The sequence below is a fragment of the Microbacterium gubbeenense DSM 15944 genome (assembly GCF_000422745.1).
In the GTDB taxonomy this organism is placed as follows: domain Bacteria; phylum Actinomycetota; class Actinomycetes; order Actinomycetales; family Microbacteriaceae; genus Microbacterium; species Microbacterium gubbeenense.
Genome location: NZ_AUGQ01000014.1, coordinates 1 through 19,454 on the forward strand (window position 1 = coordinate 1; position 19,454 = coordinate 19,454).

The following is a 19,454-nucleotide window of genomic DNA, read 5'->3' on the forward strand; positions in this document are numbered from 1 at the left end:
CCGAACGGCTCATGCGCCAACCGTCGAGTCACCGTGTCACGCGGGACGCCCTCGGCGCCGCACCCCCGGCACCACGGATCCGCATCCACCACCCGGCACTCGATCACCGCCCGATCCGACTCAAGGCGCTGCCCGACAGCTTGGAGGCCGAGCTCGTCGAGTCGGCAGAACGTGGTCAGGTCAGGGGTCGCGAAGGTAGCGTGGAGCACGTCGAGGTCTTTCGGATGGGCAGTGTGAGAACTTCCATCCTGGAAGACCTCGACGCCTATCCGGCCAACGCCACGCGAACCCCGACTACACCCTCAACTGCGAAGAGCCGATCTACATCGACAACACGGGCGCGGTCTAGCTCGGCCGTACCGCTTCCGGTAACGCAAACGGCTCTTCCCGCGACAACGAGGATCCGCAAGCGTCACCGGAGCCGCGCGCCGAACGGTTCCGGTGACGCAAATGGACCCTCGAATCGAATCGAGGGTCCATTTGCGTCACCGGAAGGGTGGGGTCAGCGCTTTTCGAGCTCCTCCGCCACCAGGAAGGCGAGCTCGAGCGACTGCATGTGGTTCAGGCGCGGGTCGCAGAGCGACTCGTACCGCGTCGCGAGGCCGGCCTCGTCGATCGCCTCGGATCCACCGAGGCACTCGGTGACGTCGTCACCCGTGAGCTCGACGTGGATGCCGCCCGGGTGCGTTCCGACCGCGCGGTGCGCCTCGAAGAAGCCCCGCACCTCGTCGACGACGTCATCGAACCGACGCGTCTTGTAGCCCGTCGGCGTCGCGAATCCGTTGCCGTGCATGGGATCGGTGACCCACAGGGGCTGCGCGCCCGACGCCTTCACGGCCTCGAGCAGCGGCGGAAGAGCCTCGCGGATCTTGCCCGCACCCATGCGCGTGATGAACGTCAGTCGACCCGGCTCGCGCTCGGGGTCGAGCTTGTCGATGAGCGCCAGCGCCGTCTCGGGCGTCGTCGTCGGGCCGAGCTTCACGCCGATCGGGTTGCGGATCTTCGACACGAAGTCGATGTGCGCGCCGTCGAGCTCGCGCGTGCGCTCGCCGACCCAGATGAAGTGCGCCGACGTGTCGTACGGATCTCCCGTGCGGGAGTCGATGCGCGTCATGGGTCGCTCGTAGTCCATGAGCAGGCCCTCGTGACCCGTGAAGAAGTCGACGCGCTTGAGCTCTTCGAAGTCGGCGCCCGCCGCTTCCATGAACTTCACGGCGCGGTCGATCTCGACGGCCATCTGCTCGTACTTCTTGTTCGCCGGGTTCGCGGCGAAGCCCTTGTTCCACGAGTGCACCTCGCGGAGATCGGCGAAGCCGCCCTGCGTGAAGGCGCGGATGAGGTTCAGCGTGCTGGCGGCCGTGTGGTATGCCTTGAGCAGGCGCGACGGATCCGCCGTACGCGACTCTTCCGTGAAGTCGAAGCCGTTGACGATCTCGCCGCGGAAGGCGGGGAGGGTCACGTCGCCGCGCGTCTCGGAGTCGCTCGAGCGCGGCTTCGCGAACTGGCCCGCCATGCGGCCCATCTTCACGACCGGCATCGATGCGCCGTACGTGAGCACGACCGCCATCTGCAGGATCGTCTTGATGCGGTTGCGGATCTGATCGGCCGTCGCCCCCGCGAACGTCTCGGCGCAGTCGCCGCCCTGGAGCAGGAAGGCATTGCCCGCGGCCGCCTGACCGAGGCGATAGCGCATGTCGTCGACCTCGCCCGCAAACACGAGCGGCGGAAGACTCGCCAGCTCGGCCGACACCAGCTCGACCTTGGCCGAATCGGGCCAGGAGGGCTGCTGCTTGATCGGGAGTTCGCGCCATGCATCGAGCGCGTCGAGGGTGTGCTGCATTCCACGATCCTATCGGCTCTGGAGCGCCCCTCGGCGCCAGCTCAGCTGATGGAGCTCGGCTTCGACGAACCGCGTTTCTCCGCGAGCGCACGGTGCTTCGAGGCGTACTCGTCGACGTACTCCTGACCGGCGATCCGCTGCAGCGCGACCATGATCTCGTCGGTCACGCTGCGCAGTACGAATCGGTCGTCTTCGAGGCCCTCGTAACGGGAGAAATCGAGGGGCTCGCCGATGACGATGCCGATCCGCATGATGCGCGGACGCTTGGATCCGATCGGCAGCACCTCGGCTGTGTCGACCATCACGACGGGAACGACCGGCACCTTCGAGACGAGTGCCATGCGCGCGATGCCGGTTCGCCCCTTGTACATCCGCCCGTCGGGGCTTCGTGTGCCCTCCGGGTAGATGCCGAGAAGGTCTCCCCTGCCGACCACCTGCAGTGCCGTGTTCAGCGCGGCTTCCGAGGCGGATCCGCCCGACCGGTCGATCGCGATCTGGCCCGTTCCCGTCATGAACTGCTTCGTCGCCCAGCCCTTGATGCCCTTGCCCGTGAAGTACTCGGACTTCGCCAGGAACGACATCCTGCGCTCGAGCATGAGCGGCAGGAAGACAGAGTCCATGACCGACAGGTGGTTCGACGCAAGGATCGCCGCGCCCTGCTTCGGAACGTTCTCGGCGCCCGTGATCCACGGCCGGAACAGCCCCCTGACGATGGGCCCGACGATGACGTACTTCAGGATCCAGTAGAACAACGCGCGAGACTCCAGTCGAAGGGTACGGCGATGATTCTAGTCGTGCTGATGGGTGCTTGTGGAACGCGGACAACTCGGTGGCGCGGAGACGCATCACCCGAATAGACTCGCGGGATATCTGTTCCGCGCGGACCGCCGTGCCCCCGGTATCAAAGGAGCTGCCGTGATCGAAGTCACCGCCGAGCCACTCGTCCCGTCCGATCCGTCGCGCAACATCAGTGACCTGCTGGCGGATCGCGCGCGCGAGACTCCCGACAAGCCGATTTTCGGGATCCCGGAGGGCGACGGGTGGCGCGACAAGACGGCGCGTGAATTCGAGTCCGAGGTGATCGCCCTGGCGAAGGGGTTCATTGCCTCGGGCATCCGCCCCGGCGACAAGCTGGGATTCCTGGCGACGACGACGTACGAGTGGACGCTCGTCGACTTCGCGCTGCATTACGCCGGCATCATCATGGTGCCGGTCTATGAGACCAGCTCCGCTGACCAGATCCACTGGATCCTGTCAGACTCGGGCGCCGTCGCACTCATGGTAGAGAACGCCGGGCACGACAAGCGGTTCGCCGAGGTGCGCGACGAGCTGCCGCTCGTCGGCCAGTACTGGCGGATGGATGAGGGGGCCCTCGACGAGTTGCGAGCTCAGGGCGCCGAGATCGATGACGCCGAGGTCGAACGACGCCGCAACCTCGCGCGGACTGACGACGTCGCGACCATCATCTACACGTCCGGATCGATGGGACGCCCGAAGGGCTGCGTTCTCACGCACAGCAACTTCGTCGACACCGCGCAGAACGCCGCCGTCGAACTGCGCGAGATCTTCGATCAGCCCGGCGCCTCGACCGTGCTGTTCATCACGACGGCTCACGTGTTCGCGCGCTTCATGTCGGTGCTGTACATCCACACCGGCATCCGGACGGGGCACGAGCCCAACACCGCGAACCTCGTCAAGACGCTGGGCTCGTTCAAGCCCACGGTGCTGCTCGCTGTTCCCCGCGTGTTCGAGAAGGTCTACAACTCGGCCAAGCAGAAGACTGAGGCCGATGGCAAGGGCGCCATCTTCCGCCGCGCCGCGAGCGTCGCGAGCGAGTACGCGCGCCGCGAGCAAGACGGTGAGCGCATCAGCCCGCTGCTGTCGCTGCAGTACAAGGTCTTCGGCAAGCTCGTCTACGGCAAGCTGCGCGATCTGATGGGCGGGCGCGTCACCTACGCCGTCTCGGGATCCGCGCCCCTCGGCCCGCACCTCGGCTACTTCTTCCGCGGTCTCGGCATCAAGATCCTCGAGGGCTACGGCCTCACCGAGACGACGGCGCCCGCGACGGTGAACCGCCCGGGCGACATTCAGGTCGGTACGGTCGGCAGCGTGCTGCCCGGCGTCTCCGTGCGCATCGCGAAGGACGGCGAGGTGCAGGTCAAGGGCGTCAACGTCTTCCGCGAGTACTGGCGCAACCCGGAGGCGACCGAGGAGTCGTTCGACGGCAGTTGGTTCCGCACGGGCGACCTCGGTTCGCTCAGCGACGAGGGCTACCTCACGATCACCGGCCGCAAGAAGGAGATCATCGTCACGGCCGGCGGCAAGAACGTCGCCCCGACGATGCTCGAGGATCCGATCCGCGCGAACGCGATCGTCGGCCAGGTCGTCGTCGTCGGCGACCAGAAGCCGTTCATCGCGGCTCTCATCACCCTCGATCCCGAGATGCTGCCCGCCTGGCTGAAGACGCACGGCGAGTCGGAGGGCCTCACGCTCGAGCAGGCCGCCAACTCGCCCGCCGTGCGCGACGAGATCCAGAAGACGATCGATGCCGCGAACGCACGCGTGTCGCGCGCCGAGTCGATCCGCGAGTTCCGCATCGTGCCGACCGAGTGGACCGAGGCCTCGGGTCACCTGACGCCCAAGCTGTCGATCAAGCGCGCCGTGATCCTGAAGGACTTCTCCTCGACGATCGAGGAGATCTACACGACGCCGGGCGACCGCACCTCCGCGATCGCTGTCGGCTGACGTTCGTGGGGGCGGCGCGGATCAGATGTCCGCGCCGCCCCCACGAGGTCGTTCAGAACCAGGAGCTCTCGCGCACCTTGCGCATCGCGACGCCGCGCTCTTCGCGGGTCAGCCGCTGCAGGTAGACCATGCCGTCGAGGTGATCGGTCTCGTGCTGGAGCATCTGCGCGAACAGCCCCTCGCCCTCGAGCGTGACCGGATTGCCGTCGACGTCGATGCCCTCGACGCGCGCATACGGGTGGCGCAGCGCGTCGTGCCAGAGATCGGGCACCGACAGGCATCCCTCACCGGTCGGCACGGGCTCGCCGCGCACCTCGACGATGCGCGGGTTGAGGATCGCCCCGATCTCACCGTCGACGTTATAGCTGAAGGCGCGCAGGCCGACGCCGATCTGCGGCGCCGCGACGCCCGCGCGGCCCGGGAGCTCGACGGTCTCGATGAGGTCGGCGACGAGCGCACGGATCCCCTCGTCGATCTCGCCGATCTCCTCGCACGGAGTGCGCAGCACGGGGTCGCCGTAGAGGCGAATCTCCCTCACAGTCATGACGCGCGGATCCCCTCGACCACGCTCGCGGCGAGGCGGCGAGCGGCGTCGCGCGTGGTGCGGTCGAGATCGTGGAAACTGATGGCGCTTCCCGTGGCGATGCCCGCGTCGTACGGGATCCGGACGACGTCGCGCACGCGGCTGCGGAAGTGCGTCTCGAGCTCATCGAGGCGCACGAGCGGCGTGCCCGGGCGATCCTGGTTGATGACGACGACAGCGTTCTTCGCGAGCTCCTCGCGGCCGTTGGTCTCGAGCCAGGTGAGCGTCTCGGCGGCGAGGCGCGCCTCGTCGACGCTGATGCCCGACACAATCACGACCTGGTCGCCGAGGTCGAGGGTCGCGTCCATGACCGAGTGGATGATTCCCGTTCCGGTGTCGGTCAGCACGAGCGAGTAGTAGTGCTGGGCGATCTCAGCGACGTCGCGATAGTTCTGGTCGCTGAACGCATCGGCCACGTGCGGATCCGCGTCGCTCGCGAGCACGTCGAGCCGCGTCGCGTCACGGGTCACGTGGGCCGTCATGTCGGCGTACCCGGTGATCTCGGCGTGACTGCGCACGAGGTCGCGCACGGTCTTGCCGGACGGCTTCGAGATGCGCTCCGCGAGCGTTCCCCGGTCGGGGTTCGCGTCGATCGCGACGACGCGGTCGTCGCGCGCATCGGCGAGGGCCATACCGAGCAGCGCGGTCACGGTCGTCTTGCCGACGCCGCCCTTGCGGCTCATCACCGGCACGAAGCGCACGCGGCCGGGGATCGGCGCCGCGATGCGGGCCATGAGCGCTTTGCGGGCCCGCGTCTTCTTCCCGTCACCGAGGTTGATGAGCCCGCGCGTGGCGGCGTAGATGATGCGGCGCCACGGATCCTCGGGCTCGGGCTTGCGGATCGCTCCCGTGTCGAGCAGTCGCTCGTCCGTCAGCACGTCGCTCGACTCGGGATCCCGACGGGCGTCGCCGATCGGCTGCCGCACGAACGACTCGCGCCCCGGCCGAGCGGGCGTCGAAACGCGGTTCGCAGCGCCGGCGGAGGCCGCCGCGGGCATGGGTTCGGGTTCACGAACGATGATGTTCTCCTGCACGGTGTCGGGCTGGGTATCCACGGTCGCGGCGGGATGCGGCTCGTTGGGGGCTGCGGGGGCGGGATCGGCCGCGTCGTCTGCCGACGGCTCCGGATGCGCTTCGCCCGACGGCTCGTCGAGGGCGGCGTCGTCGAGGTCGACGTCGATCTCGTCGAGATCGTCTGCGTCGTCGGCGTCTTCGAACGCTTCGGCTTCTTCAGCCGCGTCGTCGTCGTCTTCGTCGGCCTCGGCGTTATCGACGGTGTCTTCGTCGTCTTCGTCGATGTCGTCGGACACATCTTCGTCGTCGTCGACGTCTTCGTCGGACTCGTCTTCGTCGATATCCGAGGCGTCGACGATGTCGTCCGTCTCGTCATCGGCATCCGCGTCAACATCGATCACGTCTTCGGTGTCAGATGCGTCATCGCGGTCATCGACGTCGGTCTCGTCGAGAACCGGCGCGTCGCCGGCCTCGTCTGCGTTGTCATCACGGTCATCGCGGTCGTCGGACTCAGCGTCCGGCTCATCGTCGTCCTCGACCTCCGCCGATTCCTCGGTCCAGTGGTCGAACTCGTCGGCGATCACATCGTCGTCGTCGCGGTCGTCGTCCTGGTATCCCGCGGGCAGCACGACAGAAACCTGGGCAGTCATTCCGAGATCGATCGCTGTCGTGCTCGTACCCGGCTCATCGAGCACACCGAGCTCTTCGTTCTCATCGTCGTGCGACGGCGTGCGGTCGATTGCCAAGGGAACTCCTGAAAGCCTGAGGGCGGGCGCACCCGCAGCGGGTGTCCCCCGCCCTCAGGAATGTTACTCGGCGGGCGTGATGACGACCAAAAGGTCGCCGGCATCCACCTGCTGCGTCTGCGCGATCGCGACGCGCTCGACGACGCCCGTCGTGGTTGCGCTGACCGCGGCCTCCATCTTCATCGCCTCGATCGATGCGACCGGCTGGCCCGCCTCGACGTGGTCGCCCGGTGCCGTTTTGAGCGTCACGACCCCGGAGAACGGTGCGGCGACATGGCCGGTGTTTCCGCGGTCGGCCTTCTCGGCCTCGTGCACGTCGACCTCGATCGACTCGTCGCGCGCCTCGACCGGGCGCAGCTGACCGTTCAGGGTCGTCATGACCGAGCGGATGCCCTTCTCGTCGGCGTCACCGATCGATTCGAGCACCATGTAGAGGTCGACGCCCTTCTCGAGCTCGACGACGTGCTCGCGACCCGGCTCGAGGCCGTAGAGGTAGTCGTCGGTGTCGAGCAGCGAGATGTCACCGAACTTGCGCTGGTTCTCTTCGAACACGGCCGTCGGCTGCGGGAAGAGCAGGTGGTTCAGGCGCGCACGGCGCGACGCCGAATCGCCCGCGAGGGCCTCGGAGTCCTCATCGGAGATCGGGGTGATGCCCGTCTTGATGTCGCGGCCCGCGAGCACCTTGGTGCGGAACGGCTCGGGCCATCCGCCGGGCAGCTCGCCGAGCTCGCCCGCCATGAACGACACGACCGAGTCGGGCACGTCGTACTTCTCAGGGTTCGCCTCGAAGTCGGCAGGATCGGCCTTGACGGCGGCGAGGTGCAGAGCGAGGTCGCCCACGACCTTCGACGAGGGCGTGACCTTCGGGATCCGGCCGAGCATGCGATCGGCGGCCGCGTACATGTCCTCGATCAGCTCGAAGTCGTCGGCGAGGCCGAGCGCGATCGCCTGCTGGCGCAGGTTCGACAGCTGACCGCCCGGGATCTCGTGCGTGTACACGCGGCCCGTCGGACCCCGCAGGCCCGACTCGAAGGGCGCGTAGACCTCGCGCACCGACTCCCAGTACGGCTCGAGGTCGGCGACCGATTGCAGGTCGAGCCCCGTGTCGCGGTTCGTGTGCGCCAACGCAGCGACGAGCGACGAGAGCGACGGCTGGCTCGTCGTGCCGGCCATCGTGGCGCTCGCGGCGTCGACGGCGTCGGCTCCGGCGGCGCTCGCGGACAGCAGCGTGCCGAGCTGACCGCCAGCCGTGTCGTGCGTGTGCAGGTGCACGGGAAGGTCGAACTCGCGGCGCAGCGCCGTGACGAGCTTGGCGGCCGCGGCCGGGCGCAGCAGGCCAGCCATGTCCTTGATCGCGAGGATGTGCGCGCCCGCGTCGACCATGCGCTCCGCGAGCCTCACGTAGTAGTCGAGCGTGTACAGGTCCTCGGCCGGGTTCAGCAGGTCTCCCGTGTAGCACAGGGCCACCTCCGCGACCGACGTGCCGGTCTGGCGCACGGCGTCGATAGCCGGGCGCATCTGGTCCACATCGTTCAGCGCGTCGAAGATGCGGAAGATGTCGATGCCGGTCGCGGCGGCCTCCTCGACGAAGGCGTCGGTGACCTCCGTCGGGTACGGCGTGTAGCCGACCGTGTTGCGGCCGCGCAGCAGCATCTGGATCGCGACGTTCGGAAGCGCCTCGCGCAGCTGCTCGAGGCGAGCCCAGGGATCCTCGCCGAGGAAGCGGAGCGCGACGTCGTACGTCGCCCCTCCCCAGGCCTCGACAGAGAGAAGCTGCGACTCGAGACGCGCCACGTGCGGGGCGACGTTCAGCAGATCCTTCGTACGAACGCGCGTCGCGAGCAGCGACTGGTGCGCATCGCGGAAGGTGGTCTCGGTCACGCCGAGGGCCTTCTGCTCGCGCAGGGCCTTCGCGAAGCCCTCCGGGCCGAGCTCCTGCAGCCGGTTGCGGCTTCCGGCCGGCGCCGCGGCGCTCAGGTCGATGGCGGGAAGCTTCGTCCGCGGGTCCGTCAGGGCCGGCCGCTCGCCGTAGGGCTTATTGATCGTGCGGTCGACCATCCAGCGCAGCAGCTTCGTGCCGCGGTCCTTCGACACGCGACCCTCCAGCAGCTCCGGACGCTCATCGATGAACGACGTCGACAGGTCGCCCGCCACGAACGCAGGGTCGTCGAGCACGGCGCGCAGGAACGGGATGTTCGTGGAGACGCCGCGGATCCGGAACTCGGCGAGGGCGCGACGGGCGCGCGCGACGGCGGTCGGGAAGTCGCGACCGCGCACGGTGAGCTTCGCGAGCATCGAGTCGAAGTGCGGCGAGATCTGCGAGCCGGCGGCGGTCGTGCCGCCGTCGATGCGGATCCCCGCGCCGCCCGGCGAGCGATACGTGGTGATCTTGCCGGTGTCGGGGCGGAAGCCGCTCGCCGGATCCTCCGTCGTGATGCGCGTCTGCATGGCCGCGCCGTGCAGGACGATGTTCTCCTGCGAGAGCCCGAGATCCTCGAGCGTCTCGCCCGATGCGATGCGCATCTGCGACTGCACGAGGTCGACGTCGGTGACCTCTTCGGTGACCGTGTGCTCGACCTGGATGCGCGGGTTCATCTCGATGAAGACGACCTCGCCCGTGCGGGGGCCGGTGGTCTCGAGCAGGAACTCGACGGTGCCGGCGTTGATGTATCCGATCGACTCGGCGAACGCGACGGCGTGGCGGTGCAGGGCCTTCGCGATTTCGGGGTCGAGGTTCGGCGCCGGCGCCAGCTCGACGACCTTCTGGTGGCGGCGCTGCACCGAGCAGTCGCGCTCGAACAGGTGCACTGTGTGGCCGGACGAATCCGCAAGGATCTGCACCTCGATGTGACGGGGGCGCAGCACGGCCTGCTCGAGGAACATGCGCGCGTCGCCGAACGCGCTGGCGGCCTCGTGCATCGCGGCCTCGAGCGCGTCGGCGAGGTCTTCCTTCTTGTCGACGCGGCGCATTCCCCGCCCGCCGCCGCCCGCAACGGCCTTCGCGAACAGCGGGAATCCGATGTCGTCGGACTGGTCGAGGAGCGTCTGGACGTCTTCCGTCGCCGCGGTCGAGCGCAGCACCGGAACGTCGGCGGCGATCGCGTGCTCCTTCGCCGTCACCTTGTTGCCGGCCATCTCGAGCACGTGCGAGGGCGGACCGATGAAGGTGATGCCGTTCTCGGCGGCCTTCGCGGCGAGGTCGGGGTTCTCGGAGAGGAAACCGTAGCCGGGGTAGATCGCGTCGGCGCCCGATTCGACCGCGACGCGGACGATCTCGTCGACATCGAGATAGGCGCGCACGGGGTGTCCCTCTTCGCCGATCTGGTAGGCCTCGTCGGCCTTCAGACGGTGCAGAGAATTCCTATCCTCTGCCGGGAACACAGCAACCGTGCGAGCGCCCAATTCATATGCGGCACGAAACGCGCGAATGGCGATCTCTCCGCGATTCGCAACGAGAACCTTCGAGAACATCTGTCTCCTTCGGCCGGGTTTTCACCGATTCTTCTGAGGATGAGGACAGCTCTCAGCCTAGAGGACGGTAGCGTAGGCGTTGTGCACGTACTCAGCGTCAGTTCCCTCAAGGGCGGCGTCGGCAAGACGACGGTGACCCTCGGTCTCGCCTCCGCGGCGTTCGCCCGAGGCATCCGAACCCTTGTCGTCGACCTCGACCCGCAGTCCGATGTCTCAACCGGTCTCGATGTCTCGACGGCAGGGCGGCTCAACGTCGCCGATGTGCTCGAGAACCCCAAGGAGAAGACCGTCCGTCAGGCGATCGCGCCGAGTGGCTGGACCAAGGTCCACCCCGGCAAGATCGACATCATGCTCGGTAGCCCGTCGGCCATCAACTACGACGGCCCGCACCCCTCGGTGCGCGATGTCTGGAAGATGGAAGAGGCGCTCGCGCTCGTCGAGGACGAGTACGACCTCGTTCTCATCGACTGCGCCCCGTCGCTCAACGCGCTGACCCGCACGGCGTGGGCCGCGAGCGACCGCGTGAGCGTCGTCACGGAGCCCGGCCTGTTCTCGGTGGCCGCCGCCGACCGCGCGCTGCGCGCGATCGAAGAGATCCGCCGCGGTCTCTCGTCGCGCCTGCAGCCCCTCGGCATCATCGTGAACCGCGTGCGGCCGCAGTCGGTCGAGCACCAGTTCCGCATCAAGGAGCTGCGCGACATGTTCGGCGACCTGGTTCTCGAGCCGCAGCTGCCCGAGCGCACCTCGCTGCAGCAGGCCCAGGGCGCGGCGAAGCCGCTGCATGTGTGGCCAGGCGAATCGGCGCAGGAGCTCGCGACCGACTTCGATCAGCTTCTCGACCACATCGTCGAGGCCGGCAACATCGAGGTTCCGGAGAACGGCCCGCAGGCGCACTGACCTCGCGTACAAAAAGATCCCCGCCTCTGAAGGCGGGGATCTTTTTTATGCCGTTACGCGGTGCGCTTGACGCGGCGCGCGGCCAGCTCGTCGACAGGATCCGAAGCGGCGGGCTCGAAGTCGACGAGCGTCGACTCGACCTCGCGCAGCACCTTGCCGACCGCGATGCCGAAGACGCCCTGCCCGCGGCTGACGAGATCGATGACCTCATCGTTCGACGTGCACAGGTACACCGACGCGCCATCGCTCATGAGCGTCGTCGACGCGAGGTCGCGAATGCCGGCGGCGTGCAGCTGCTCGACCGCGACGCGGATCTGCTGCAGCGAGATGCCCGTGTCGAGCAGGCGCTTGACGAGCTTGAGCACGAGGATGTCGCGGAAGCCGTACAGGCGCTGCGAGCCGGATCCCTTTGCGTCCCGGATCGTCGGAACGACGAGCTCGGTGCGGGCCCAGTAGTCGAGCTGACGGTACGTGATGCCCGCCGCCTTCGCCGCGATGGCTCCGCGATAACCCCTGTCGGGGTCGAGCTGCGGAAGACCGTCGGTGAAGAGCAGATCGACGGCGTATCCGCTGTCGTGGGGGTGTCCCGCGCTCATCTTCGTCCTCTCAAATGCCAGGCGTTTCCCCCACCGTACGGCGGTCGGGCCTCCCCGGCAACGACATCCGCTCCGGAGCGCGCGGCGTGTCGATCAAGCGTTATGAATCGTGACCGAACGTTCCGAATCAGTCGGGCAGGATCCGGTCCAGAGCCTGCTGCACGAAGATGCCTCGCACCTCGTCGAGGCGCTCGGCCAGCCGCGGAGCGACCTCGTGCGCGTGGGATCGAGACGCCGCGTCGGGGCGCCGGAGCGACGTCGACAGCGAGGCCTCGATCAGCGAGACGTCGCGCTCCGCGCTCTGTCGGAGCGCTCGCACGTGTCGCGGATCGATGCCGTGTCGCTCGAGGGCCACGAGCCCGCGCAGCAGCGCCACGTGCTGGCTCGTATAGACCTCGGCCGGCTGGATGAGGCCGAGACTGAAAGCGTCGTTGAGCAGCTGCGCCGGAGCCCCGGACGCCTCGAGCAGGGCGGCCCGCGGATACGAGCGCGTCTGCGGGTGGATCGACTGCGGCGCCTGCGGCAGATCGGACTCGCGACCCGCATCGATGTCGTCGAGGTGCGTGCGGATCACGTTAAGCGGAAGGTAGTGATCGCGCTGCAGCGTGAGCGCGAGGCGCAACCGTTCGACGTCGGAGGTCGAGAACTTGCGATACCCCGACGACGTGCGTTCGGGCGTCACGATCCCCTGCACCTCGAGGAACCGCAGCTTGCTCGAGGTCAGAGCCGGAAACTCACCGTTGAGTTTCGCGAGCACCTGACCGATCGACAGCAGCGGCGCAGCGGATGGACTCGTTGCGGCCGCCGCCGCCATCAGGAGGTCGCCGCCCGAAGGTCGCGCGGAGAGCTGAAGAAGTTCAGTCGGAATTTGCCGATGCGGACTTCGTCGCCGTTGCGCAGGAGAGCGCGATCGACGCGTTCGCCGTCGACGTACGTGCCGTTGAGCGAACGTTGGTCGACGAGGTCGAACGCCCCGCGGCTGCGGGTGATCTCGGCGTGACGACGCGACACCGTCACGTCATCCAGGAAAATGTTGGCGTTCGGATGGCGCCCCACCGTCGTCGAATCGCTGTCGAGGAGGTACCGCGCTCCGGCCGCCGGGCCCGAGCGCACGAGCAGCAGCGCCGCACCGGACGGCAGGGCCGAGATCGCCTCGAGTTCGGCCTGCGAGAGCTCGCCGCGGAACGGGATGAACGACAGGTCGGAGTCGTGCCCGAAGGTCTGCGTGCGATCGCCCGAACCGTCGTGCCCGTCAATGCGCGGGATGTGCCGCGTGGCGGCCGATGTCGGTTCGCTGAAGTTCTGTGACACGGGCGCTCCTTCCTCTTCGTCACAGCCTATCCGATCGGGCCGATGCGGCGCGCCGAAGTTCGATCAGAGATGGCGCTCTCCTAGGTCGGTCATATCCTCGCCCGCGTACTGTGGCTCGTGTGATGGAACGAGACTCGCACCCCCGCCGCCTGCGCCTCGCGCGCTCCGTGTCGATCGCCGCCCTTGCAGTCGCCGCGTTCGCCGCACCGATCGCCGTCGCTTCCCCAGCCGCGGCTCACTCGGACCTCATCGCCACGTCGCCCGAGAGCGACACGACGGATCAGCCGAGTGTCGTCGAGGTGCTGCCGGAGGAGGTGTCGCTGACGTTCAGCGACGACCTCACTCCCCCGCTCCCCGAGGAGCAGCAGGCCGGCGGTGAGTCGACCACGCAGATCCGCGTGTTCGACGAGACGTGCGAGGACGCCGGGCTGCTCATCGCCGATCCCGGCCACGCCGACACGCGCAAATGCACGAACTATGCCACGGGCGAGGCGACCGTTGACGGACCGACCGTGTCGACGGCCGTCGATACCGCCGGCGCCCCCGCCGGGCAGTACACGGTGGTCTGGCAGGTCGTCTACGAGGACGGACACGCGGCCAGCCAGATGTTCACCTTCACGACCGAGTCGGCGGCGCCCGAGGCGACCCCGACGGCGGGTCCGTCTGGAGATCCCTCGGCAGAGCCGACCGCGGAGCCGACCTCGGCGGCCGAACCGTCCGATGCTCCGGCGGACGAGAGCGACGGAATCTCGACCCCGGTGATCCTCTCGATCGTCGGCGGCATCATCGTGCTCGCGATCGTGGTCTTCATCGTGATGATGATCGCGCGCTCGCGCCGGTCGTGACCATCGGGATCCGTCCCGCCAGCACGTATTAGGCTGGAGGCATGGCTCACCACGACGTCGTCATTCTCGGTGCGGGTCCCGGCGGTTATGTCGCCGCCGTCCGCGCCGCACAGCTCGGACTCAACACCGCGATCATCGAGGAGAAGTACTGGGGCGGTGTGTGCCTCAACGTGGGCTGCATCCCGTCGAAGTCTCTCCTGAAGAACGCGGAGATCGCCCACACCTTCAACCACAAGGCCGAATTCTTCGGGATCTCCGGTGACGTGACCTTCGACTTCGGCGCGGCGTTCGACCGCAGCCGCAAGGTGTCGGACACCCACGTCAAGGGCATCCACTTCCTGATGAAGAAGAACAAGGTCACCGAGTACGAGGGCCGCGGGGCCTTCGTCGACGCGAAGTCGATCGACGTGACCAAGGCCGACGGATCCGTCGAGCGCATCACCGCCGACAACGTCATCATCTCGACCGGTTCGGTCGTGCGTTCGCTTCCGGGCATCGAGCTCTCGAAGAACGTCGTCTCATTCGAGGAGCAGATCCTCGACCGCGACCTGCCCGGTTCGATCGTCATCGTCGGCGCCGGCGCGATCGGCATGGAGTTCGCGTACATCCTGTCGAACTACGGCGTGAAGACCACGATCGTCGAGTTCGCCGACCGCGTGCTGCCGAACGAAGACGCCGACGTGTCGAAGGAGATCGCGAAGCAGTACAAGAAGTACGGCATCGACATCCTCACCTCGACCGGCGTCACCTCGGCCGACGACAACGGGTCGAGCGTGCACGTCACGTACAAGAAGAAGGACGGCACCGAGGGTTCGCTCGACGCTGACAAGGTGCTCATGTCGGTCGGGTTCGCTCCCCGCACCGAGGGCTACGGCCTCGAGAACACGGGCGTGAAGCTCACCGAGCGCGGCGCCGTCGCGATCGACGACCACATGCGCACCAACGTCGACGGCGTCTACGCGATCGGCGACATCACCGCCAAGCTGCAGCTCGCGCACGTCGCCGAGGCCCAGGCCGTCGTCGCGGCAGAGACGATCGGCGGCGCCGAGACGCAGACGCTCGGCGACTACCGCATGATGCCCCGCGCGACGTTCTGCTCGCCGCAGGTCGCGAGCTTCGGCCTCACCGAGGAGCAGGCGAAGGCCGAGGGCCACGACGTCAAGGTCGCCAAGTTCCCGTTCAGCGCGAACGGCAAGGCGAACGGACTCGGCGAGCCCATCGGCTTCGTCAAGCTGGTCGCCGACGCCGAGCACCTCGAACTGCTCGGCGGCCACCTGGTCGGCCCGGACGTCTCCGAGCTTCTGCCCGAGCTGACGCTCGCGCAGAAGTGGGACCTCACCGCCCTCGAGGCCGCGCGCAACGTGCACACGCACCCGACGCTGTCGGAGGCGCTGCAGGAGGCGTTCCACGGCCTCGCCGGCCACATGATCAATATGTGATCGACCTGCGTCATGCGAGGGCCCGGACCGTTCTGGTCCGGGCCCTCGTGCATGGTCAGGGGCGGGCGGGGCCGACCCAGATCTGCTGGCGGTTGACGAACTCGCGGATCCCGTCGGGGCCGAGTTCGCGGCCGTAGCCCGAGCGCTTCACTCCCCCGCTCGGCAGCCGCGGATCGGTCTTGACGATGCCGTTCACCGCCACCTGCCCCGCGACGATCTCCCGCGCGATCTCCTGCCCGCGCTCGGCGGATCCGGTCCACACGCTCGCCGCGAGGCCGTACGCCGAGTCGTTCGCCATCGCCACGGCCGCATCGGCGTTCGCCGCCGACATCACCACGGCCACCGGCCCGAACGTCTCCTCGGAGCACGCGGTCATGCCCGGTTCGACATCCGTCAGAAGCGTCACGGGGTAGAAGAATCCGGCGCCCTCCGGCATCTCTCCGCCGAAGTGCAGCCGCGCGCCCTGCGCCACGGACTCCGTGACCTGACGATGCAGGTTCTGCCGCAGGTCGTCGCGCGCGATCGGCCCGACCCTCGTGTCGGCGGATCGAGGGTCGCCCATCTTCAGTGCGGCGAGCCGCTCGGCGTACAGCGCGACGAACTCGTCGTACACCGATTCCTCGACGATGACCCGCTTGGCCGCGATGCACGACTGGCCGGCGTTGATGATCCGCATCGTCGTGATCACATCGGCCGCGTGCGCGAGATCGGCGTCGGCGAGCACGATCGCGGGGTCGGATCCGCCGAGCTCCATGACCGCCGGTTTGATCTCGCGCGCCGCGATCTGCGCGACGGCGGAACCCGCGCGATCGGATCCGGTGAGCGAGACCGCGCGGATGCGCGGGTCCGTCAGCGCGACCTCGACGAGGCCGTGCCCGATGGGCGCGTTCTGCAGGATGTCCCGCGGAGCGCCGTGCTCCTCCGCGACGCGCGCGACCAGATCGGCGATCGCCTGCGCGCATCCCGGCACGTGCCGATCGTGCTTCATCACGCACGTGTTGCCCGCCATGAGCGCGGGGGCGGCGAAGCGGAACGCGATCCAGAACGGCGCGTTCCACGGGAGCACGCCGAGCACGGGACCGAGCGGAAGGTGCTGCACGTACGAGCGCGTCGCGTCGCTTGCGAGCTCGACCGGCGCGAGATACGCCGCCGCATTGTCGGCGTAGTGCTCGGCCGCCCAGCATGCCTTCTCCACCTCCCCGCGGGCCTCCGTGATGGGCTTGCCCATTTCCTCGGTCATCAGCATCGCAAGCGAATCGACGTCGTCGCGCATCGCGGCCGCGATCGCTCGCAGCACGCCCGCTCGATCCTCGATCGACCAGCGCCGCCACCCGTCGTACGCGTCCTCGGCCCGCTGGAGCACGTCTCGCAGTTCGGCCGCGTCGAGCGTGGGTACCTCGCGCACGACCAGCCCGGTCGTCGGATCCGTCGCCGTGAACATCTCAGCCATGGTGTCCCCTCCTTTTCGCGGTCAGACCGCTCGCAGGCCGAGGGTCTCTGCACCCTCGGCCTCGCCCGTCGCATTGATCGTGAAGCCCTCCTCGAGGTCGAAGAAGGACTCGCACCCGGTCTCGGTGATCCGGATGGTGTCGGAGATGCCGACCGTTCGCTTGCCCTCCACGCCCCACATCCAGGGGATGACGTGGAAGGTCATGCCCTCGTCGAGCACCGCGTTGCCGCCGGGCATGAGGCTGAGGATGTATCCCTCATCCCAGCTCGGCGGGAAAGCGATGCCGATCGAGTAGCCCGCTCTCGTCACGAGCTCGGCCCCGACGTGGTTGTCGGAAATGATGGTGCGCACGATCGAGTCGGCGTCCGAGACGGTGATGCCGGGGCGCAGCACTGCCTTCAGCTCGCTCAGGGCGGTCGTCATCCGTTCCTGAGCGTGCTCCATCGCCGGCGTCATGTCGTGCAGCAGCGCCGTGCGCATCATCGCCGTGTGATATCGCCGATAGCATCCGCCGACCTCGAGGAAGACCGCATCGCCGGACTGCAGCTCGCGCCCCTCCCACGTCGCGTGTCCGATCATGGTGCGCGGCCCGCTCGTCACGTAGGGCATCACGGCGGGATACTCCCCTCCGGCCGTGAACATGCCCCGCGCGATCTCGGCGGCGACATCATTCTCGGTCGCGCCCACCTGCGCCGCGGCGAGCCCCGCCGTCATGCCCGCCTGGGTGGCCCGGGCCGCGCGGCGCATCACGTCGATCTCGTACGGCGATTTGCGCAGGCGCCCCTGCTCGACGATGCCGAAGCAGTCCATCAGACGGCCCGCCTTGAACGACGTGTGGATCCGATCCTGCTGGTACGCGGGGAAGAAGTAGCTGTTGCGCTCGTACCCCACGTTCTTCGTGTCGAGCCCGAACTCCTTGAGCGACGTGACCAGCTGCTGGATCGCGTCGCCCGTATCCGGATAAGGGCGGGTGATCTCGACCCACGTGCGCTCGAGCACGTTCGATTCTTCCATCTGCCGGGTGATCATGAACGGCTCGGATTCGAGCGGCACCACGAGCGCCTGGAAGAACGAGTACCCCGTCGTCTGGTAGTCGGTGAGGTACATCAGGTTCTCCGGATCGGTGATCACCACCGCGTCGAGCAGTCGCTGCTGCATGCGCTGCCGCAGCTGCTCGATCCGACGCTCGTACTCGTCGGACGGGAATGTCATGTCGTCTCGCACACGCATCTCACGCACCTCCCTCGGCAACGGCCGCGATGGCCCTCTCGAGGATCGCCAGCCCCTCGTCGAGATCCTCGTCGGGCGTCGTCAGCGGCGGGATCAGCTTCACCACGCGGCCGTCGGTTCCGCACGGTCCGATGAGCAGGCCGTTCTCGAACGCCTCCGTCTGCACGCGCTTCGCGAAGGATCCGTCGACGACGTCGAGCCCCTGCATCATGCCTTTGCCGCGCACCTCCCACCCGCGCGACGAGTTCGCAGCGGCGATCGCCTGCAGCTTCTCGGCCATGCGCGCGCCCTTGACGGCGACCTGGCCCATCAGCTCGTCGTCGGTGAAGTAGTCGAGCGCGGCGGTGCCGGCGACGAACGACAGCCCCTGGCCCCGGAACGTTCCGGTGTGCGCGCCCGGGCTCCAGTGCGCATCGACCTCGGGCTTGTTGAGGTTCATCGCGATCGGGGTCCCGTACCCTCCGAGGCCCTTGGCAAGCGTGATGATGTCGGGATCGAGCCCCATGCCGTCGAAGCTGAAATACGATCCGGTGCGCCCGCTCCCGGCCTGGATATCGTCAATGATGAACAGCGCCCCGACATCGCGCGCCAGCTGCTGGACGGCGTGCAGCCACTCCTTGCTGTGCACCCACACACCGCCCTCGGCCTGCACCGTCTCGACGATGAACGCGGCCGGCGGGCGCAGCCCCGACGACGCGTCCGCGAGCGCCTCGCGGTAGGCGTCGAGGCTCGCGGTGCCGCCGCCCGGCGCGAACTCGTTGGGCAGGCGCAGCACGTGATCCAGCGGCACGCCGGCCCACTTGCGGAAGGCGTCGTTGGCGGTGACCGCGAGCGCCCCGAGCGTCATGCCGTGGAACCCGTGCGAGAACGCGACGACCTCCTGGCGGCCGGTCGCGAGGCGGGCGAGCTTGAGCGACGCCTCGACTGCGTTCGCGCCGGTCGGCCCCATGAACTGCATTTTGTGGTCCATGCCGCGCGGGGCGAGGATCACGTCGTGGAACCGGGTGACGAAGTCGCGCTTGGTCGTCGTATAGGTGTCGAGGCTGTGCGCGATGCCGTCGCCCTCGAGGAACGCGATCATCGCCTTCTTCATGCGCGGATTGTTGTGCCCGAAGTTGAGCACGCCGGCCCCGGCGAAGAAGTCGATGTAGCTGGTGCCGTCCTCAGACACCTGTCGCGAACCTGACGCATGAGAGAAGACGGTCGGATAAGCGCGGCAATACCCGCGGATCTCGGATTCCCACTGCTCGAACGGACTCATGTCCATGATCGGCTCCTCTCGGTTGT

General features: G+C 67.9%; 15 protein-coding genes and 1 pseudogene. 4 read left to right on the top strand and 12 right to left on the bottom strand.

Features of this window, described 5'->3' with window-relative positions:
- From G510_RS0109115 to G510_RS0109125, 3 genes and pseudogenes are all read right to left on the bottom strand, one after another.
- A pseudogene (locus G510_RS0109115) lies at positions 1-209 on the bottom strand (ISL3 family transposase); the annotation flags it as partial.
- 293 nt (positions 210-502) lie between these two features.
- A complete protein-coding gene (locus G510_RS0109120; protein WP_029153390.1) occupies positions 503-1,840 on the bottom strand; it encodes a class II 3-deoxy-7-phosphoheptulonate synthase in 1,338 nt (445 codons plus the stop codon).
- A 41-nt stretch (positions 1,841-1,881) separates the two neighbouring features.
- Positions 1,882-2,592, bottom strand: a complete 711-nt coding sequence (locus G510_RS0109125) for a lysophospholipid acyltransferase family protein (RefSeq protein ID WP_029153391.1) — start codon at positions 2,590-2,592, stop codon at positions 1,882-1,884.
- 163 nt (positions 2,593-2,755) lie between these two features.
- Here G510_RS0109125 and G510_RS0109130 point away from each other — a divergent pair, with 163 nt between their 5' ends.
- Positions 2,756-4,585: an AMP-dependent synthetase/ligase gene (locus G510_RS0109130; protein ID WP_029153392.1), complete on the top strand. Its 1,830-nt coding sequence runs from the start codon at positions 2,756-2,758 to the stop codon at positions 4,583-4,585.
- 52 nt (positions 4,586-4,637) lie between these two features.
- Here G510_RS0109130 and def read toward each other — a convergent pair whose 3' ends face one another.
- From def to G510_RS0109145, 3 genes are all read right to left on the bottom strand, one after another.
- The gene (gene def / locus G510_RS0109135) at positions 4,638-5,129 is read right to left on the bottom strand and encodes a peptide deformylase (protein WP_029153393.1); all 492 of its coding nucleotides are present in this window, start codon (positions 5,127-5,129) and stop codon (positions 4,638-4,640) included.
- On the bottom strand, positions 5,126-6,928 hold the full coding sequence (locus G510_RS17930; RefSeq protein ID WP_029153394.1) for a MinD/ParA family ATP-binding protein: 1,803 nt from the start codon (positions 6,926-6,928) through the stop codon (positions 5,126-5,128). Before G510_RS17930 ends, def begins: the two co-directional genes overlap by 4 nt.
- 63 nt (positions 6,929-6,991) lie before the next feature.
- Positions 6,992-10,399, bottom strand: a complete 3,408-nt coding sequence (locus tag G510_RS0109145) for a pyruvate carboxylase (protein WP_029153395.1) — start codon at positions 10,397-10,399, stop codon at positions 6,992-6,994.
- 81 nt (positions 10,400-10,480) lie between these two features.
- On the opposite strand from G510_RS0109145, the gene G510_RS0109150 reads away from it, so the two are divergent.
- A complete protein-coding gene (locus G510_RS0109150) occupies positions 10,481-11,296 on the top strand; it encodes a ParA family protein (protein ID WP_029153396.1) in 816 nt (271 codons plus the stop codon).
- Between the two features lie 53 nt (positions 11,297-11,349).
- Here the strand turns inward: G510_RS0109150 and G510_RS0109155 are convergent, their stop codons facing one another.
- The 3 genes from G510_RS0109155 to G510_RS16185 all read right to left on the bottom strand — a co-directional run bounded on the left by G510_RS0109155 (position 11,350) and on the right by G510_RS16185 (position 13,158).
- Positions 11,350-11,892 (bottom strand): MerR family transcriptional regulator, encoded by a 543-nt coding sequence (locus G510_RS0109155; RefSeq protein WP_029153397.1) that lies wholly within the window; start codon positions 11,890-11,892, stop codon positions 11,350-11,352.
- A gap of 127 nt (positions 11,893-12,019) precedes the next feature.
- On the bottom strand, positions 12,020-12,706 hold the full coding sequence (ftsR, locus tag G510_RS0109160; RefSeq protein WP_211219170.1) for a transcriptional regulator FtsR: 687 nt from the start codon (positions 12,704-12,706) through the stop codon (positions 12,020-12,022).
- Positions 12,706-13,158, bottom strand: a complete 453-nt coding sequence (locus G510_RS16185; protein ID WP_036322673.1) for an FHA domain-containing protein — start codon at positions 13,156-13,158, stop codon at positions 12,706-12,708. The genes ftsR and G510_RS16185 overlap by 1 nt, the downstream gene beginning before the upstream one ends.
- A gap of 167 nt (positions 13,159-13,325) precedes the next feature.
- Between G510_RS16185 and G510_RS16190 the strand changes: the two genes are divergently transcribed.
- Positions 13,326-14,048: a copper resistance protein CopC gene (locus G510_RS16190; RefSeq protein ID WP_036322641.1), complete on the top strand. Its 723-nt coding sequence runs from the start codon at positions 13,326-13,328 to the stop codon at positions 14,046-14,048.
- A 41-nt stretch (positions 14,049-14,089) separates the two neighbouring features.
- Positions 14,090-15,487, top strand: coding sequence for a dihydrolipoyl dehydrogenase (gene lpdA / locus G510_RS0109175; protein ID WP_029153399.1), 1,398 nt, complete (start codon positions 14,090-14,092; stop codon positions 15,485-15,487).
- A gap of 55 nt (positions 15,488-15,542) precedes the next feature.
- On the opposite strand, the gene G510_RS0109180 is transcribed toward lpdA, so the two are convergent.
- The 3 genes from G510_RS0109180 to G510_RS0109190 are packed head-to-tail and all read right to left on the bottom strand — an operon-like array spanning position 15,543 to position 19,434.
- The gene (locus G510_RS0109180; protein WP_211219171.1) at positions 15,543-16,937 is read right to left on the bottom strand and encodes an NAD-dependent succinate-semialdehyde dehydrogenase; all 1,395 of its coding nucleotides are present in this window, start codon (positions 16,935-16,937) and stop codon (positions 15,543-15,545) included.
- Between the two features lie 21 nt (positions 16,938-16,958).
- Complete coding sequence (gene doeA / locus G510_RS16195) at positions 16,959-18,167, bottom strand: ectoine hydrolase (protein WP_051216628.1); 1,209 nt, start codon at positions 18,165-18,167, stop codon at positions 16,959-16,961.
- 1 nt (position 18,168) lies between these two features.
- On the bottom strand, positions 18,169-19,434 hold the full coding sequence (locus tag G510_RS0109190; RefSeq protein ID WP_036322644.1) for an aspartate aminotransferase family protein: 1,266 nt from the start codon (positions 19,432-19,434) through the stop codon (positions 18,169-18,171).
- Between the last annotated feature and the right edge of the window lie 20 nt (positions 19,435-19,454).

Excerpts from the sequence above, each read along its gene's own strand:
- G510_RS0109120 (WP_029153390.1), bottom strand. The coding sequence starts at position 1,840 with ATGCAGCACACCCTCGACGCGCTCGATGCATGGCGCGAACTCCCGATC.
- G510_RS0109145 (WP_029153395.1), bottom strand. The coding sequence starts at position 10,399 with ATGTTCTCGAAGGTTCTCGTTGCGAATCGCGGAGAGATCGCCATTCGC.
- G510_RS16190 (WP_036322641.1), top strand. The coding sequence starts at position 13,326 with ATGGAACGAGACTCGCACCCCCGCCGCCTGCGCCTCGCGCGCTCCGTG.
- ftsR (WP_211219170.1), bottom strand. The coding sequence starts at position 12,706 with ATGGCGGCGGCGGCCGCAACGAGTCCATCCGCTGCGCCGCTGCTGTCG.
- doeA (WP_051216628.1), bottom strand. The coding sequence starts at position 18,167 with ATGCGTGTGCGAGACGACATGACATTCCCGTCCGACGAGTACGAGCGT.
- lpdA (WP_029153399.1), top strand. The coding sequence starts at position 14,090 with ATGGCTCACCACGACGTCGTCATTCTCGGTGCGGGTCCCGGCGGTTAT.
- G510_RS0109180 (WP_211219171.1), bottom strand. The coding sequence starts at position 16,937 with ATGGCTGAGATGTTCACGGCGACGGATCCGACGACCGGGCTGGTCGTG.
- G510_RS0109155 (WP_029153397.1), bottom strand. The coding sequence starts at position 11,892 with ATGAGCGCGGGACACCCCCACGACAGCGGATACGCCGTCGATCTGCTC.
- G510_RS0109190 (WP_036322644.1), bottom strand. The coding sequence starts at position 19,434 with ATGGACATGAGTCCGTTCGAGCAGTGGGAATCCGAGATCCGCGGGTAT.
- def (WP_029153393.1), bottom strand. The coding sequence starts at position 5,129 with ATGACTGTGAGGGAGATTCGCCTCTACGGCGACCCCGTGCTGCGCACT.